This window comes from Gordonia sp. NB41Y (genome assembly GCF_030718915.1).
GTDB classification, from domain to species: domain Bacteria; phylum Actinomycetota; class Actinomycetes; order Mycobacteriales; family Mycobacteriaceae; genus Gordonia; species Gordonia desulfuricans.
The window spans coordinates 1,304,077-1,320,155 of sequence record NZ_CP132196.1 but is presented as its reverse complement, the minus strand read 5'-3'; the positions used below and the strand labels follow the sequence as shown (position 1 = coordinate 1,320,155).

The following is a 16,079-nucleotide window of genomic DNA, read 5'->3' as shown; positions in this document are numbered from 1 at the left end:
TCGAAGGAGCATCAGATGAAGGCATGGCGCGTCCACGAACTCGGACAGCCCCGCGAGGCCCTGCGCTACGAGGAGGTCGCCGACCCCACCCCCGGCGACAATCAGGTCCTCGTGAAAGTGCTTGCCGCACCGGCGAACTTCCCCGACGTCCTGCTGTGTCGCGGGGAGTACCAGGTGAAGCCGCCGCTCCCGTTCACCCCTGGTGTCGAACTGTGCGGTGAGGTCGTGGCGGCCGGCTCGGCGGTCACCCGTGCGGCGGTCGGCGATCGGGTCGTCGGCACCCCGACCCTGCCGGGCGGCGCCTTCGCCGAGTACGCGCTGATGGAACAGCAGGCGGTGTTCGCGGCCCCGTCGACGCTCGACGACGCCGAGGCCGCATCGCTGACCATCGGCTACCAGACCGCGTGGTTCGCCCTGCACCGGCGCACGCAGATCGCCGCCGGTGACGTCCTGCTGGTGCACGCCGCGGCGGGTGGTGTCGGTAGTGCGGCGGTGCAGCTCGGCAAGGCCGCCGGGGCGACGGTGATCGGCGTCGTCGGCGGACCCGACAAGGTCCGGTATGCCACCGAACTCGGTGCCGATCTCGTCGTGGACCGGCACACCGACGACTTCGTCGCCGCGGTCAAGGAGTTCACCGGTGGCCGCGGTGCCGACATCGTCTTCGACCCGGTCGGTGGCGACGCCTATGCCGGATCGACCAAGTGCATCGCCTTCGAGGGGCGCATCGTGGTGATCGGCTTCGCCGGTGGCACCATCCCGCAGCCCGCACTCAACCACGCGCTGATCAAGAACTACTCGATCGTCGGGTTGCACTGGGGCCTCTACCAACTCAAGAACCCGGCGGTCATCGACGAGTGTCACACCGCACTCACCGCGCTCGCCGAGCAGGGCCACCTGAGGCCGCTGATCTCCGAACGGCTCGCGCTCACCGACGTCGCCGACGGCGTGGCCCGCCTCGGTGAGGGCAGTACCGTCGGCCGCGTGGTGTTCGTGCCCTGATCGTGGGCAGATCGTCCCGCGATAGACTCCGACGGTGACCCGGACCCGCCGCCCCGCCTCGCGTACCGCGGGGTCGGCGGAACCGGAGTCGCGGGCCGACAAGAAGAACCGCACCCGGCAGGCGCTGCTCGACACCACCCTCGAACTGGTCGGTGACCGCAGCTTCGCGAGTATCTCCCTGCGTGAGGTCGCCCGCGGTGCCGGGATCGTGCCCACCGCGTTCTACCGGCATTTCGCCTCGATGGAAGATCTCGGCGTCACCCTGGTCGAGGATTCGATGCGCATCCTGCGCCGCACACTGCGGGACGGCCGGCGCGACCTCGCGGCCCGCCAGGCCCTGCCCACGGCCAAGGCGTCCCTGGACATCCTGCTGGCCCACGTCGACGAGCATCGGGCCGCGTTCCGGTTCCTGGTCCGGGAACAGCACGGCGGGGTCGCCGAGATCCGGCGGGCCATCGACACCGAACTGCGACTGTTCTCCCGTGAGCTCGCCATCGACATCTCGCGGCTTCCGGCACTCGCGGACTGGCATGCCGAGGACCTCGAACTCGCCGCCGACCTGATCGTGACGATCATGCTGACCGCGGTGGCCGACCTGCTCGACGGCGAGTACCGCGGTCGCCAGGCCGAGCAGGAGATCGTCGAGCGTGCACAGCGGCAGCTGGCGATGGTCTTCCTCGGGATGGGGCAGTGGCGCCCGACCGATTCGTGAGTGGCCGCCGGCTCCTGATCGCCGCGACCTGACCGCCGGCCTCTGATCGTCGCCTCCTGACCGTCGTCGGCGTGCGGGGTTTGCCTCACCCCGATTTCAAAGGTGGGCCGCGCGTGGCCTCCCGGGTGACACTGACCGGCGTTGTCGCGTCCTCGATCGTCCGCCCGGGCGCCGACGTGACGGACCGAGCAGTTCATCGATGTCAGGAGTCCACGTGTCCACCGAGAAGATCGCCGATCAGATCAAGTTCGCCTACTGGGTGCCCAATGTGTCGGGTGGCCTGGTCACCAGTGACATCGAGCAGCGCACCAGCTGGGACTACGAGTACAACGTCAAGCTCGCCCAGACCGCCGAGAACAACGGATTCGAGTACGCGCTCTCCCAGGTCCGCTACGAGGCCAGCTACGGCGCCGAGTTCCAGCACGAATCAACGAGTTTCAGTCTCGCACTGCTCCTGGCCACGCAGAAGCTCAAGCTGATCGCGGCGGTGCACCCGGGGTTGTGGCATCCGGCCGTGCTCGCCAAGTTCGGGGCCACCGCCGACATCCTGTCCGGTGGACGGTTCAGCATCAATGTGGTCAGCGGCTGGTTCAAGGACGAGTTCACCCACCTCGGCGAGCAGTGGCTCGAGCACGACGAGCGCTACCGGCGCAGCGGTGAGTTCCTCGAGGTGATCCGCAAGATCTGGACCGAGGACGACGTCGACTACCGCGGTGACTTCTATCGCATCCACGACTTCACCCTCAAGCCCAAGCCGCTGAACACCCCCGAACGCCCCAATCCGGAACTGTTCCAGGGCGGTAACTCGACGGCGGCCCGCAGCAACGGTGGCCGGTTCGCCGACTGGTACTTCTCCAACGGCAAGGACTTCGACGGCGTCACCGAGCAGCTCGACGATCTGCGGTCGGTGGCCCGTGCCCACGACCGTGAGGTCAGGTTCGGCCTCAACGGGTTCATCATCGCCCGCGACACCGAGGCCGAGGCCCGCGACACCCTCCGCGAGATCATCGAGAAGGCGAATCGTCCTGCGGTGGAGGGGTTCCGCGGCGCAGTTCAGCAGGCGGGCAGTGCCACCGGCGACAAGAAGGGGATGTGGGCGGACTCCAGCTTCGAGGACCTGGTGCAGTACAACGACGGATTCCGCACCCAGCTGATCGGTACCCCCGAGCAGGTGGCGGAGCGGATCGTCGCCTACAAGCGTCTCGGGGTGGACCTCGTGCTCGGTGGCTTCCTGCACTTCCAGGAGGAGATCGAGTACTTCGGTGAGAAGGTGCTCCCGCTGGTGCGTGAGCTCGAGGCCGCCGAACAGGTCGCCGCGGTCTAGTCTGATGAGCGTGACCTCCACACCCGAGAACAGTTCGAGACCGATTGCGGCACAGATCGAGTCGGCCGATCAAGCACGTCTGGTCGCACAGGATCTGGCCGAGCGGTTCGCCGCCGGGGCCGCCGCACGTGACCTCGATCGCCGACTGCCGTTCGCCGAGATCGACGCCTTGTCGGCCAGTGGGCTGCTGGCGATCTCGGTGCCGGCGTCCTTCGGTGGCGCCGATCTCGCACCGAGCGTGATCACCGACGTGATCGCGATCCTGGCCGCGGCCGATCCGAATATCGCGCAGATCCCGCACAGTCACTTCGTGTATCTCAACCTGCTTCGGCTCGCCGCACCGGAAGAGCTGGCGCGCAAGCAGTTCGAGTCCGTACTCGCCGGTGGCCGGGTTGCCAACGCGCAATCGGAGCGGGGTGGTGCCACCATCGCCGACATCTCCACCACCCTGACCACGGTGGGACCGGGACGGTTCCGGATCGACGGCGAGAAGTTCTATGCCACCGGCTCGCTGTACGCCGACACCCTCGCGATCCTGGCCAGACATCCCGGCGACGACGAGCTCGCCGCGGGCGAGTACATCGCGTTCATCCCGGCGGACACCCCCGGGGTGGCGGTCGTCGACGACTGGGATGCGTTGGGGCAGCGGACGACGGGCTCGGGAACGGTCGAACTGACCGGTGCCGAGGTGGCGATCGGCGATCTCGTCGAGCGTGCCACAGCGGTGTCGCGGCCGACCGGTTACGGGGCGTTCGCACAGCTGTTGCATGTGGCGATCGACGTCGGCATCGCACGGGGTGCCCTCGCGGCCGCCGTCGAGTTCGTCGGCACCAGGTCGCGGCCCTGGTTCGAGGCCGGGGTGAGCCGGGCGGTCGACGACGAACTGCTGGTGCAGCGCTTCGGCGAACTCGGGGTGGAGCTGGTGACCGCCGAGGCCACCCTCGATGCGGCCGCGCGGGCCGTCGACCGGGCGACCGGTTTCGGTGGTACCCCCGACGACACGGTGCAGGCCGTGGCGGAGGCATCCCTCGCGGTGGCCGCGGCGAAGGTGGTGGCCGATCGGGTGGCCAACTCCATCACCTCGGCGGTGTTCGAGGTCAGCGGTACCCGCAGTGCCGCTGCGGGCACCGGCCTCGACCGGTTCTGGCGCAATGCCCGTACGCACACCCTGCACGATCCGGTGCGGTGGAAGGTGCAGCACATCGGGCGGCACGTGCTGCGCGGGGAGAACCCGCCGATCCACGGCGTCATCTGACCGTCGCCATCGAGCGGGCGCGGTGTCATCCGAACCGATGAACGTCGCGGGCCGCGTCGTTTCCCCGGACGACCGGACGGCGACATCGCGGCGGGTGACGTCCGATGCGCCGGTTATGCTCCCACCATGTCGGGAAGCCGGGTGAACACACAATTCGGGCCTTACCGCCTGGACGAGTTGCTGGGTCGCGGCGGGATGGGCGAGGTCTATCGCGCCTACGACACGGTCAAGGACCGGGTGGTCGCGGTCAAGCTCCTCAACCCGGGGCTGGCCGGCGATGCCACGTATCAGGAACGCTTCAAACGCGAGTCGCATGCGGCCGCCCGGCTCGGCGAACCCCACGTCATCCCGATCCACGACTGGGGCGAGATCGAGGGTGTGCTGTTCATCGACATGCGGCTCGTCGACGGTGAGGATCTCCGCGCGTTGCTGCGTCGCGAGCGCCCGCTGGAAGCCGAACGGGCGGTGGCGATCGTCGAGCAGGTGGCCTCGGCGCTCGACGCCGCGCACGCAGACGGGTTGGTGCACCGCGACATCAAGCCCGAGAACATCCTGATCGGGCAGAACGACTTCGCCTATCTGGTCGACTTCGGTATCGCGCACGGTGCCGACGACACCCATCTCACCCAGGCCGGCTCGGCGATCGGCTCGATCGCGTACATGGCACCGGAATTGTTCGATGCGGTCCCGGTGAGCACGTCGAGCGACATCTACGCCCTGGCGTGTGTGCTGTTCGAATGCCTCACCGGGCGGGTGCCGCATCCGGCCGACACGATCACTTCCGCGATCAAGGCCGCGGTGATGTCGCCGCCGCCGGCGCCGAGTGCGGTCAACACGGCGGTGCCGTCGGCGATGGATTCGGTGATCGCCCGAGGACTCGACCCCGACCCCGCCCGGCGCTACGGCACCGCCACCGAGCTGGCCGCCGCGGCCCGCGCGGCGTTGCGCGGCGAGGCCGATCCGGCCGCGGGGCCCGCTGCGCCGACCACGGTGACGCCCGGGCGCCCCGGGCGGATCGACCTGGTGAAGTCCGACGGTGCCCATCCGCCGGCACCGCCGACGGTGATCGGCTCGCCATCCGGCGAGGAGGCCGCCCGCGCCACGCAACTGCGGCCGGTCGGCGAGCCGGGGCCCCAGAACTATTCGGGTCCGCAACAGTATTCGGGTCCCCAGAACTACTCGGGCCCCCAGAACTACTCGGGTCCCCAGCAGTATCCGGGAGCGCCCGCGGCGTACGGTGCCGCGGCCTACCCGGCCCCGGGATACCAGCCGCCGCCCGAGCGCGACCGATCGGTGGCCTATGTCCTGATCGGTGTGATCGCGGTGGCGGTGCTCGGACTGGTGGCCGTCGGCGCATATTGGTTGTTCAGCAACAGCTCCGGCGACGACACCGCGGGCACGTCGACCACGACGGTGACCCACGCGCCCCCGGTCACCGAGCAGACCACGGAGACGGTCACGCCGGTGTTCCCGGCCGACGCGGTGCCCTGTGACGCGACCTCGGCGATCGGGACCACGGTGACGAGTTGTCCGTTCGCGCAGGCGGTTCGCGACGCCTACCGGGGCTCCGGCACCTATGGTCAGGCCCGTACGGTCCAGGCGTTCAGCCCGGTCACCGGGATGCCCTATCAGATGGCATGTACGCCTGAGGGTTCGGCAGTGACGTGTCGGGGTGGCAACAACGCCGTCGTCTACGTGCTGCCGTGAGAAGGGGAGAGGGACACGTGCGGAGGTTCTGGGCTGCCGGGGTGACGACGATCGTGGCGGCGATGGTGTTGTCCGGTTGTGCGAGCGGTGATTCCGAGTCTGGCCCGACGTCGACGGTGACGGTGTATGCGACACCGTCGAGTTCCGCGCCGTCGGCATCCTCGGCATCGTCGTCGAGTCCGTCGTCGGCAGCGAATCCAGCATTGGCGGCGAGCTTCCAGAAGGTCGCATCCGGGACCGGCCTGCGGGTCGGGGTCGCGGTGGCCCCGGTCGGCGAGGATTCGAAGGCCACCATGGTGTTCGGTGATCGCGACCCGGGGGTGGCCTGGTCGACGATCAAGGTGCCCCTGGCGGTGGCCGCGGAGCGCGAGAACGGTCGGTCGGACGCCGAGACCAATGCGATCATCAACTCCGACAATGCTTCCGCCGAGGAGCTGTGGGCGTCGCTCGGGACCGCCGAGGAGGCCTCGGCCGCGGTGACCGCGGTGTTGCGCGAGGGCGGCAATCCGGACGTCACCGTGCCGTCGCAGCAGTTGCGGGCCGGGTTCACCGTCTTCGGCCAGACCGTGTGGTCGTTGCCGGATGCTGCGACGTTCACCGGTCATCTGCCCTGTATGCCCGGAACCGAGCATGTGGTGTCGCTGATGGGGCAGGTCGCCGGAAACCAGCAGTGGGGCGTGGAGATCATGCGTCTGCCCAAGTCGACGGCGGTCAAGGGTGGATGGGGTCCGGGCGTCGACGGTGCCTACCTGGTTCGCCAGATCGGTCTGATCACCTACCGCAACGGTGCGCGAAGCGCGGTGGCGATGAGCGCGGTGGGCGGATCGATGTCCGGTGGGATCGCCGCACTCAACGCGATGGCCAACTGGCTGAACCAGAACATCACCGCACTGCCTCGCGGGGGTTGCCGATAACGGCATTCCGGGCACTCGATCACGACTCGTACACAACCGGGTCTCGGTTGCATGGCCGAACCGCTCTCGGTTCGCGGTCGCCGCGGACGCCCACCTAAGGTTCTCCTGGTACGAATGTGACCTAGGAGGCGTGTGTGACCAATGTGAAACGGCTGATCGTGGCGGTGGTACTCGCTCTCGTGGTCGTGGGTGTCACACCGTCCGCGTTGGCGTCGGCCGGGCCGGCGCTCCCGCCCCTTCCCGAACCCCTGCGTACCTGGCTCACGCCGCCGGAGCCTCCGCAGAAGGCGCTCGCGAAGTCGTTCGAGCCGTTCCAGAAGTCGCTGGCGAAGACCTATCCGGGAACGGTCGGTATCGCGATCGTGCCGGTGGGTTCGGACTCGGCGATCACCCTCGGCAAGGTGTCGACCGGACGTGCATGGTCGACGTTGAAGGTGCCGGTGTCGCTGGCCGCCGAACGGCGTCTCGGGTCCGCGGTGGTCTCGCGTGAGGTCAAGGCGATCACCTTCTCCGACAACGATGCGGCCGAGGATCTGTGGGCGGCGCTGGGCACCACCCGGCAGTCGGTGGATGCGGTCGCCGCGGTCCTGCGCGAGGGCCATGACGTGCGCACCCATGTCAGTTCGGAGCTCGACACGCCGTCGTCGTTCCCCGGATACAGCATGTGGTCGCTGGCCGATCAGGCGCGATTCGGTGCACATCTGCCGTGTATGCCCGGTTCGACGCGGGTGCTCGACCTGATGGGATCGGTGGGTCCCAATCAGCGGTGGGGCGTCGCCGATCTCGCCCGGACCAGCCGGACGGTGACGGGTTCGGCGGTCAAGGGCGGCTGGGGGCCCGGGACGGGCCTGTCGTCGGCCTTCTTCGTCCGTCAGATCGGTGTGATCACCACCGGCCGCGGGCAGTTCGCGGTGTCGCTGGCCGCCGTCCCCAAGAGCAACAGCTTCTCCGACGGCGCCGCGATGCTGACCCGGGTGGGCGACTGGCTGGGCCGCAACATCACCAAGGTGCCGGTCGGCCGCTGCTCACTGTGAGCCGGTGTCCGGCATCGAATGACGGCCGGTACGCGGCTGGGGCCGCGGCTTCGGCTGTGGCTCCGGTCGGATCTGTTCCACTTCGGCGCGGGTGCCTGACGGGCGTGCGAGGGCCGCGGCGATGGCGGTGGTCAGCGGGACCGACAGACAGATCGCGATGCCGCCGACGAAGGACCGCGCCAGCTCCACGGCGACGGTGTCACTGGTGAGCAGTGCGCCGAGCGGCTGCTGGGCCACCGAGAACAGCAACAGCAGCGGGAGTGCGCTGCCCGCGTAGGCGAAGACCAGGGTGTAGACGGTGCTGGCGATGTGGTCGCGACCGACGCGCATCGCCGCCCGGAACGTCGCCAGACGGGTCGGTTCCCCGGCGGCGGCGAGTTCGAACGCCGCCGACGCCTGCGTGATGGTGACGTCGTTGAGCACGCCCAGGGTGCCGATGATGAATCCGGCGAGCAGGAGACCGCCGACGGAGATGTTGCCCTGATACACCTGCAGGCTCGTGGTCTGGTCGCCGGAGAGTCCGGTCAGATGCATCGTCTCGATCGCCAGCCAGCTCAGCAGCCCGGCGGCCAGCAGCGAACTGAGCGTGCCGAGCAGGGCCGAGCTGGTACGCAGGCTGATCCCGTGGGCGAGATACAGCACGACGAACAGGATGGCCGCCGAACTCACCACGGCGACGGCCACCGGGGACTTGCCGTCCAGGATGGCCGGCAGGGTGAACACGGCGAGGACGACGAAGGCGAAGACCAGACCGATGAGGGAGCGCAGACCGCGCCATGCGGCGACGAGGACGACCGCCGCGGCGAACAGGATCGCCCACACGAGAGTGGATGTGGACCGGCCGAAGTCGAAGAATGCATAGCGGGGTGCACCGTCGGGACCCGGGCTGGTGCTCAGCCGGATGCTGTCGCCCACATGCAGGGTGGGCTGGCCGGCCTGCGGGTCGTCGGGTGCGCCGAGGGTCTGCGCCGACGAGTCCGGGCCGCTACCCGACTGGGCCTGGTTGGTCGGGATCTCGAGCAACGTGTACTTGCCCTCGTGCTCACCGGAGGTGATCCGCACCGTGCTCTCGATGCACGGCCCCGACCCGGCGCCGGAGATCGGGATGTCGGCGGTGTCCTGCACGGTGCCGACCATCTGGTTCAGGCATTCCGCGCGCGTCTGCGCGACGACCTCGCCGTCGACGGCGTGGATGGCCCCGCCGTCGGCACCGCGGAACTGGGCGGGGATCGGGTGATCGCCGCCCGACGGCCACAGCAGCACCGCGCCGACGATCACCGCGAGCCCGGCGATCGTCAGGGTCGCGATGACGATCCGCCGGGCCAGTGGGGGCAGATCCACGGCGATCTGCGACAGCGAATGCGAATGGCCGTGGGAATGCTCGGGGCCGTGTCCGGTGCCGGGGTTGCTCACCCCGCCACCCTATGCGGAGTGGCGGTCAGGAGGTGAGCACCGCGGTGCGAGCCCGATCGCGCACCGAGTCGTCGATGGTCGATCCGGTGCCGCCGGGCCGGAAGGTCGCACCCCGATGGTTCTGCGGCAACAGATCGCCGCGGCCGAACAGCTTGTGGCGCAAAGTGCCCGGGGTGTACGCGCGGTCGTAGACGCCGCGTCGTTCCAGCGCGGGCACCACATGGGTGATGACATCGGCGAACGATCCGGGCGTCACCGCATAGGCGAGGTTGAACCCGTCCACGTCGGTCTCGTCGACCCAACCCTGCAGCGCCTCGGCGACCTCGTCGCCCGAACCGATCAGCACCGGGCCCATACCGCCGATCCCGCCCCAGGACGCGATGTCGCGGACCCGCCATTCCTCACCGGACTCGGCGGCCTGCTGGAAGGCGGCGACCGCGGACTGGATCGCATTGCTCTCGACGTTGCCGATCGGCTCGTCGATGTCGTAGGTCGACAGGTCCAGACCCATCCACCCGGACATGAACACCAGCGAACCCTCCTCGCTGGCGTAGCGCTGGTACTCGGCGGCCTTGGCGCGGGCGGCCGCGGAGGTCTCGTCGGTGATGATCGTCAGCAGCGTGTAGATGCGCGCATCGCAGGGATCGCGTCCGGCGGTGACGAGCTCCTCGCGGATCTTGGAGACCGTATCGCGCAGAATGGCTTTGGTGGGTGCGCCGACGAAGATCGCCTCGGCGTTGGCGGCGGCGAAGCGTCGTCCGCGCGGCGAGGCGCCGGCCTGGTAGATCACCGGCGAGCCCTGCGGTGACGGCTCCGACAGATGGATGCCGGGGACGGTGAAATGCTGTCCGTGATGCCCGATGTGGTGCACCTTCTCGGGATCGGCGAAGATCCCGGCCGCCCGGTCACGGCGCACCGCATCCCGCTCCCAGGAGCCCTCCCACAACTTGTAGAGCACCGTCAGGTATTCGTCGGCGTGGTCGTAGCGGCTGTCGTGTTCGAGCTGGTCGTCGCTGCCCATGTTGCGTGCCGCCGAGGGCAGGTAGCCGGTGACGACATTCCAGCCGATCCGCCCCTTGGTGAGGTGATCGAGCGTCGACAGGCGCCGGGCGAACGGATACGGATGCTCGAATCCGGTGCCGGTGGTGATACCGAAGCCGAGATGCTCGGTGGCGTGGGCCATCGCCGACACCAGCAGCAGCGGATCGTTGACCGGGATCTGTGCACCCTGCCGGATGGCCGCCTCGTCGGTCCCGCCGTACACGTCATAGGTGCCGAGGACGTCGGCGATGAACAGCCCGTCGAATCCGCCGGTCTCCAGCAGCTTCGCCAGATCCACCCAGTAGTCGAGCGTGTTGTAGTCCCATGAGCGGTCCGCGGGATGACGCCACAGACCCGGCGACTGGTGGGCGACACAGTTCATGTCGAAGGCGTTGAAGCGGATCGGACGGCGGGCGGGTGCAGCGGGGGAGGACTGGGACACCCGGCCCATCCTCGGCGGTCGGCACGGGATCGACCAGACTTCTGCGCGGGGCGAGATAAAGGCGTAGGGAAGTAGGCATGCGAAGCATCGACGTGCTCGCCGACGGCCTGAGTCGGGTGCAGGAGAATGTCCACGCCGTCCTCGACGGCATCGACGAGGAACGCCTGGTCTGGCAGCCGGCGCCGGGCGCCAACACCATCGCGTGGCTGGTGTGGCATGTGACGCGGGTACAGGATGCCCAGGTCGCCGACGTCGCCGGCACCGAACAGGTGTGGCGGACCGGTGGTTGGTATGAGCGATTCGCCCTGCCGTTCGCCGCCGACGCCACCGGCTACGGCCACCATCCCGACGACGTGATCCGCGTGGTCGGCCCGCCCGACCTGCTGCTCGGCTACCACGACGAGACGCATGCGGCCACCCTCGACTACCTCGCACGGCTCTCCGACGCCGATCTCGACCGGATCGTCGACACCCGCTGGGATCCGCCGGTCACGCTCGGGGTGCGGCTGGTCAGCATCGTCGACGACGACGCCCAGCACATCGGGCAGGCGGCATACCTGCGCGGACTGCAACTCTGAGGGGACCACAACTCCGAGGGGACTGCACCACTGGGCTCGTCCAGGCCCGTCGACGCCGCGGTACCGGTCAGATCCACCCGCGTTCGCGGGCGATCAGTGCGGCCTCGGCGCGGGTGGAGGCGCTGGTCTTGCCGATCGCCGACGACAGGTGATTGCGGACCGTGCCCGCCGACAGGTGCACCTGCGCGGCGATCGCGGCCACCGTCGCCCCCGACAGCGCCGCCCGCAAGACCTCCGATTCCCGTGGGGTGAGCGGGTTGTCGCCGCTGGTGAGGCTCTCGGTGGCCAGCGTCGGATCGATCACCCGCAGCCCGGCGTGCACGCGCCGCACCGCGTCGGCGAGCTCGCCGGCCGGGGTGTCCTTGACCACGAAACCCGATGCGCCGGCCGCGATCGCGCGCCGCAGGTAACCGGGCCGGCCGAAGGTGGTGACGATCAGCGACCGCACTCCGGGCAGCTCGCGGTGCAGTGCGGCGGCGGCCTCGATCCCGTCGACGCCGGGCATCTCGATGTCGAGCAGGCACACCTGGGTGCCGGATTCGCGTGCGGCCGAGACCACTTCGTCACCGCGTCCCACCTGTGCCACCACCTCGAGATCGGGCTCGAGGTCGAGCAGCGCGGCCAGGGCCCCGCGGACCAGGGCCTGGTCGTCGGCGAGCAGCAGCCGGATGGTGTCGGTCATCGGGCGTCGTCCGATCTGATCGGTGTGCGGGGTCTGATCTGTGCGACGAGGGTGGTGCCGTCGGCGCCCGAGTCGATGCGCAGGGTTCCGCCGGCGGCCTCGACCCGCTCGGTCAGTCCGCGCAGACCGTTGCCGAGGAAGGCCGGATCCATGCCGGTGCCGTTGTCGTGCACCGTGATCGAGTCGTCGTCGAGGGTGACCTCGCAGCGGGTGGCACCGGAGTGGCGCACCACATTGGTGACGGCTTCGCGCAGGACCCAGGCGAACAGGGTGCCGTGGTCGGTGTGGCGATGCGGATCGGGCAGGCAGGCCTCGATCCCGGCCGCGCGCAGGGCACTCTCGGCACCGGCGATCACATCGGGCAGTTCCGGCGTGCGCAGACGGCCGACGGTGGACCGGACCTCGGCCAGGGCCTGCCGGGCGAGTTGGTTGACCTCGGTGATCTCGGTCTTCGCGCGGGCCGGGTCCAGGTCCACCAGCCGCCCGGCGAGTTCGGACTTGATGGTGATGACGGTCAGGGAATGCCCGAGGATGTCGTGGACGTCGCGAGCCACCCGTTCGCGCTCGGCCACCACGGCCAACTGCGCGTCGAGGTCACGTCGACGTTGTTCGGCGAGTTCGCGTTCGGTCTCCCGGGCGGTTGCCACCCGCACCCCGAGCAGCGTCAGCCCGACGGTCGCCAGGATCACCACCACGCTCACATCGGCTCCCCACCCGGCGAGTTCGGGGATCGCGATGGATGCGATCAGCACCGCGGCCATGACGGTCAGCGCCCAGATCATCGGGAAGGTGAGTGCGGCCACGACCATCAGGAACGGCGCGGCGCCGAAGGCATCCTGCCCGATCAGCGGCATCAGCCCGAGTACGAGCGCGACGAGGACCGCGAAAACCGCGATGCCCCACGGGTTGCCGCCGGGACGGCCGGACAGGACGTACACCGACGCGAACAGGTACACCCCGGCGAAGGCGCCGAGCAGCACGTAGGTGGTGATCTTGGCGGCGGCCGGGGCATCAGAGGTGATGGTGGCGGCCAGCGGGTAGGCCAGGAACAGTGACCAGAGCGCGATGAACGCCCAGCGCGGGTTGCGCCAGGGCGTCCACCATGAAGCGGGTGTGCGGCTCATCGGAAGCGGTGTGGTCCTCACTGACGGTCGGTGCCTCGACTGTAGAAGTATGCCGCGCCGCCGGTGAAGACCGCGGCCCAGACGACCAGATTGGCGATGGCGACCCACAGCGGGATGGCGGTGCCGTAGATGGTGACCCCGTGGTCGAGGGGATAGCGGGCGAGCGTGACCACGCCGAACATCGGGGTGAACTGCGAGACGGTGAGCAGTGCGCCCTTGAGCGGGACGAAGACGTTGCCGGCGAAGGCGAGCAGCGCCAGGACGCCACCCATCACCTGCATCGCACCGTCCGAGCGGAGCAGGCTGCCGACGGCGAGGCCGAAGGCGGCGAACACCGACGACCCCAGCCAGCCGAGGCCCAGGCAGGCGATCCAGACCCCGATCGGGGCGTCGGCACCGGTGAGTGCGCCGACCACGGCGAGGACGGCCATCGGCATGGCGCCCATCGCCAGGGCGACACCGACCTTGGTCGTGACATATCCGACCGGTCGCAGCGGGGTCATCATCAGGGTGCGCGTCCAGCCCGCCTGCTGTTCGATGGCCACCGACGCGGCGTTGGTCGATGCCGCCAGGATCGCGCCGTAGACGGCCATCCCGACCAGCACGTAGAAGGCGACATTGCCGGAGCCGACACGTTCGGTGCCGTCCTGGGTGGCGCCGAACACCAGGTACAGCAGGGCGGGCATCGCCACGGTGAAGACCAGGGCCCGGCGGTTGCGCAGGACCCGGGTGAGGTCGAGACGGAGATGGGTGGTGGCGAGGACGGTGGTACTCATCGGAGGGTGTCCTTTCGGTGGGACCCGGGCAGTCGAGGTTGCCGGGGAAGATCAGGCGGCGGGGGAGATCAGGCGGCCGAGGTGAGCGCGACGAAGGCGTCCTCGAGGTTGCGGGTCGCGACCTCGATCTCGCGGGCGCAGGTGGCGGTGAGCAGGGTGCGGGCCAGGGCGTCGGAGTCGGCCGACGAGAGGTAGACGCGCCCGCCGCGTCGGTCGACGACCTCGAGGTCGGAGATCGTGCGCCCGAGGGTGCCGAGGCCGTCCTCGTCGACGATCGCCGAGACCACCCGCCGGGAGGCCACGTTGCGGATCTGGGCGGTCGACCCGTCGGCGACGATCCGTCCGTGGGCGAGCATCACGATGCGGTCGGCGAAGTCGTCGGCCTCGTCGAGGTAGTGGGTGGCGAACACGACGGTGCGACCGTTGCGGGCGTCGGCGCGCATGGCGGCCCAGAACGCCCGCCGTGATTCGACGTCCATCCCGGCGGTCGGCTCGTCCAGGATGATCAGGTCGGGATCGGGGAGGGTGGCGAGCGCGAACTTGAGCCGCTGCTGCTCGCCGCCGGAGCACCGGGACACGCGCCGGTTCGCCAGATGTGCGATGTCGGCGCGGTCCATCACCGCATCGACCTCGGCGGTGCGGCCGTGCAGGGAGGCGATGATCCGGACGGTCTCGGCGACGGTGTAATCCGGGAGCAGACCGCCGCTCTGGAGCACCGAGGCGATCCGGCCGGCGCGGGCGGCCTGGCGGGGCGGCATGCCGAACACGGTCATCTCGCCGGAATCGGGTCGGCTCAGACCGAGCATCATGTCGATCGTGGTGGTCTTGCCCGCCCCGTTGGGGCCGAGGAAGGCGACGACCTCGCCGGGCGCGATCGTGAGATCCAGGTGGTCGACGGCGGTGACCCGGTTCCCGCCGGTGTCCCGGCTTCCGTCGGTGTCCCGGAACGTCTTGAGTACGTTGTGCGCTCGGATGGCAGGTGCGATGTTCATGGTTCTCATCCTGTCGGCGGGGTGGCCGGCGTACCCAGAGCAGATGTCATCGATCGGCCATGACGTATGTCATGCACGTCGCGGCACCTGTGAGACGATCGCCGGGTGCCTGCGGACGAAGAGAAGAAGCAGCCCGACACCGGTTCCGCGTCGTCGTTGACGGTGGTACTGGCCTTCGCCATGAACATCCTTGTGGCGGTGGCCAAATCGGTGGCTGCGGTGATCACCGGTTCGGCATCGATGGTGGCCGAGGCGGTGCACTCGTGGGCCGACGCCGGCAACGAGGTGTTCCTGCTCGTCGCCGAACGCCGTGGTGCGCTCGGCCGTGACCGCGCGCATCCCTTCGGTCACGGCCGCGAGACCTACATCTGGTCGATGTTCGCGGCCTTCGGCCTGTTCGCGGTGGGTGCGGCGGTGTCGGTGATGCACGGCATCACCTCGCTGACCGCGCCCGAGGAGGAGGCCGACTATCTCGTCGGCTACATCGTGCTCGCGGTCTCGGCTGTGCTGGAGGGGATCTCGTTCATGCAGTCGGTGCGCCAGGCGAACGCCGGAAGCCGGCGACTGTCGATCCACCCGCTGCGGTTCATCAGCCGGACCTCGGACTCGACGCTGCGCGCGGTGTTCTTCGAGGATGCGGCGGCGCTCGTCGGGCTGGCGATCGCCGCGGTCGGCATGGCACTGCACCAGATCACCGGCAAACCGGTGTACGACGCCATCGGATCGATTCTCGTCGGACTGCTTCTCGGTGTGATCGCCATCTTCCTGATCCGGCGCAACAGCGAGTTCCTGCTCGGTCAGCGCGCGATGCCGGAGACCCGGTCGATCCTGTTGCGCCGCCTGCTCGACCACCCCGACATCGATCGCGTGACCTATCTGCATGCCGAGTATGTCGGCCCCACGCAGTTCTATGTCGTCGCGGCGGTCGACGTGCGTGGCGATCTCCGCGAATCCGACGTCGCCGTACTGCTGCGGCGGATCGAGGCGCAACTGGAGGATGCCGACGCGATCGTCGAGGCGGTGCTGACGCTGTCCACCGCCGACGAGCCCTCACTGGTGCCCTGAGTTCTGGGGGCATCGGGTGCC

Annotated in this window: 15 protein-coding genes; 9 read left to right on the top strand and 6 right to left on the bottom strand. The window is 69.2% G+C overall.

What is annotated here, in order from left to right:
* The first annotated feature begins 15 nt into the window (after window positions 1–15).
* The 7 genes from Q9K23_RS05635 to Q9K23_RS05605 all read left to right on the top strand — a co-directional run bounded on the left by Q9K23_RS05635 (window position 16) and on the right by Q9K23_RS05605 (window position 7,945).
* Window positions 16–999: an NADPH:quinone oxidoreductase family protein gene (locus tag Q9K23_RS05635; RefSeq protein WP_053778421.1), complete on the top strand. Its 984-nt coding sequence runs from the start codon at window positions 16–18 to the stop codon at window positions 997–999.
* Between the two features lie 34 nt (window positions 1,000–1,033).
* Window positions 1,034–1,711 (top strand): TetR family transcriptional regulator, encoded by a 678-nt coding sequence (locus Q9K23_RS05630; protein ID WP_053778420.1) that lies wholly within the window; start codon window positions 1,034–1,036, stop codon window positions 1,709–1,711.
* 214 nt (window positions 1,712–1,925) lie between these two features.
* Complete coding sequence (sfnG, locus tag Q9K23_RS05625; protein ID WP_020794095.1) at window positions 1,926–3,035, top strand: dimethylsulfone monooxygenase SfnG; 1,110 nt, start codon at window positions 1,926–1,928, stop codon at window positions 3,033–3,035.
* Between the two features lie 4 nt (window positions 3,036–3,039).
* The gene (locus tag Q9K23_RS05620) at window positions 3,040–4,290 is read left to right on the top strand and encodes an SfnB family sulfur acquisition oxidoreductase (RefSeq protein ID WP_053778419.1); all 1,251 of its coding nucleotides are present in this window, start codon (window positions 3,040–3,042) and stop codon (window positions 4,288–4,290) included.
* 126 nt (window positions 4,291–4,416) lie between these two features.
* A complete protein-coding gene (locus tag Q9K23_RS05615; RefSeq protein WP_053778418.1) occupies window positions 4,417–5,997 on the top strand; it encodes a serine/threonine-protein kinase in 1,581 nt (526 codons plus the stop codon).
* Between the two features lie 62 nt (window positions 5,998–6,059).
* A complete protein-coding gene (locus tag Q9K23_RS05610) occupies window positions 6,060–6,911 on the top strand; it encodes a hypothetical protein (RefSeq protein ID WP_053778447.1) in 852 nt (283 codons plus the stop codon).
* A 164-nt stretch (window positions 6,912–7,075) separates the two neighbouring features.
* Window positions 7,076–7,945: a hypothetical protein gene (locus tag Q9K23_RS05605; RefSeq protein WP_261978077.1), complete on the top strand. Its 870-nt coding sequence runs from the start codon at window positions 7,076–7,078 to the stop codon at window positions 7,943–7,945.
* Here Q9K23_RS05605 and Q9K23_RS05600 read toward each other — a convergent pair.
* Window positions 7,937–9,358 carry a YibE/F family protein gene (locus Q9K23_RS05600; RefSeq protein ID WP_053778417.1) on the bottom strand — a complete coding sequence of 474 codons (1,422 nt, stop codon included), beginning with the start codon at window positions 9,356–9,358 and terminating at the stop codon, window positions 7,937–7,939. The genes Q9K23_RS05605 and Q9K23_RS05600 overlap by 9 nt on opposite strands.
* A gap of 25 nt (window positions 9,359–9,383) precedes the next feature.
* Window positions 9,384–10,850 (bottom strand): LLM class flavin-dependent oxidoreductase, encoded by a 1,467-nt coding sequence (locus tag Q9K23_RS05595; protein ID WP_053778416.1) that lies wholly within the window; start codon window positions 10,848–10,850, stop codon window positions 9,384–9,386.
* A 68-nt stretch (window positions 10,851–10,918) separates the two neighbouring features.
* Between Q9K23_RS05595 and Q9K23_RS05590 the strand changes: the two genes are divergently transcribed.
* On the top strand, window positions 10,919–11,419 hold the full coding sequence (locus tag Q9K23_RS05590) for a DinB family protein (RefSeq protein WP_020791151.1): 501 nt from the start codon (window positions 10,919–10,921) through the stop codon (window positions 11,417–11,419).
* A gap of 67 nt (window positions 11,420–11,486) precedes the next feature.
* Here Q9K23_RS05590 and Q9K23_RS05585 read toward each other — a convergent pair whose 3' ends face one another.
* The 4 genes from Q9K23_RS05585 to Q9K23_RS05570 all read right to left on the bottom strand — a co-directional run bounded on the left by Q9K23_RS05585 (window position 11,487) and on the right by Q9K23_RS05570 (window position 14,993).
* Entirely contained in the window at window positions 11,487–12,101 is a 615-nt protein-coding gene (locus Q9K23_RS05585; protein ID WP_053778415.1) for a response regulator transcription factor, read from the bottom strand.
* The gene (locus Q9K23_RS05580; protein ID WP_053778414.1) at window positions 12,098–13,225 is read right to left on the bottom strand and encodes a sensor histidine kinase; all 1,128 of its coding nucleotides are present in this window, start codon (window positions 13,223–13,225) and stop codon (window positions 12,098–12,100) included. Before Q9K23_RS05580 ends, Q9K23_RS05585 begins: the two co-directional genes overlap by 4 nt.
* Window positions 13,226–13,242: 17 nt before the next feature.
* Window positions 13,243–14,001 carry an ABC transporter permease gene (locus Q9K23_RS05575; RefSeq protein ID WP_053778413.1) on the bottom strand — a complete coding sequence of 253 codons (759 nt, stop codon included), beginning with the start codon at window positions 13,999–14,001 and terminating at the stop codon, window positions 13,243–13,245.
* A gap of 68 nt (window positions 14,002–14,069) precedes the next feature.
* Window positions 14,070–14,993, bottom strand: a complete 924-nt coding sequence (locus Q9K23_RS05570) for an ABC transporter ATP-binding protein (RefSeq protein ID WP_053778412.1) — start codon at window positions 14,991–14,993, stop codon at window positions 14,070–14,072.
* A 105-nt stretch (window positions 14,994–15,098) separates the two neighbouring features.
* Here Q9K23_RS05570 and Q9K23_RS05565 point away from each other — a divergent pair, with 105 nt between their 5' ends.
* Window positions 15,099–16,058, top strand: coding sequence for a cation diffusion facilitator family transporter (locus Q9K23_RS05565; protein ID WP_020790923.1), 960 nt, complete (start codon window positions 15,099–15,101; stop codon window positions 16,056–16,058).
* The last annotated feature ends 21 nt before the right edge of the window (window positions 16,059–16,079 follow it).

Coding starts and splice junctions, on each gene's coding strand:
- Q9K23_RS05635 (WP_053778421.1), top strand. CDS start 16: ATGAAGGCATGGCGCGTCCACGAACTCGGACAGCCCCGCGAGGCCCTG.
- Q9K23_RS05620 (WP_053778419.1), top strand. CDS start 3,040: ATGAGCGTGACCTCCACACCCGAGAACAGTTCGAGACCGATTGCGGCA.
- Q9K23_RS05615 (WP_053778418.1), top strand. CDS start 4,417: ATGTCGGGAAGCCGGGTGAACACACAATTCGGGCCTTACCGCCTGGAC.
- Q9K23_RS05610 (WP_053778447.1), top strand. CDS start 6,060: ATGGTGTTGTCCGGTTGTGCGAGCGGTGATTCCGAGTCTGGCCCGACG.
- Q9K23_RS05595 (WP_053778416.1), bottom strand. CDS start 10,850: ATGGGCCGGGTGTCCCAGTCCTCCCCCGCTGCACCCGCCCGCCGTCCG.
- Q9K23_RS05590 (WP_020791151.1), top strand. CDS start 10,919: ATGCGAAGCATCGACGTGCTCGCCGACGGCCTGAGTCGGGTGCAGGAG.
- Q9K23_RS05585 (WP_053778415.1), bottom strand. CDS start 12,101: ATGACCGACACCATCCGGCTGCTGCTCGCCGACGACCAGGCCCTGGTC.
- Q9K23_RS05580 (WP_053778414.1), bottom strand. CDS start 13,225: ATGAGCCGCACACCCGCTTCATGGTGGACGCCCTGGCGCAACCCGCGC.
- Q9K23_RS05575 (WP_053778413.1), bottom strand. CDS start 14,001: ATGAGTACCACCGTCCTCGCCACCACCCATCTCCGTCTCGACCTCACC.
- Q9K23_RS05570 (WP_053778412.1), bottom strand. CDS start 14,993: ATGAACATCGCACCTGCCATCCGAGCGCACAACGTACTCAAGACGTTC.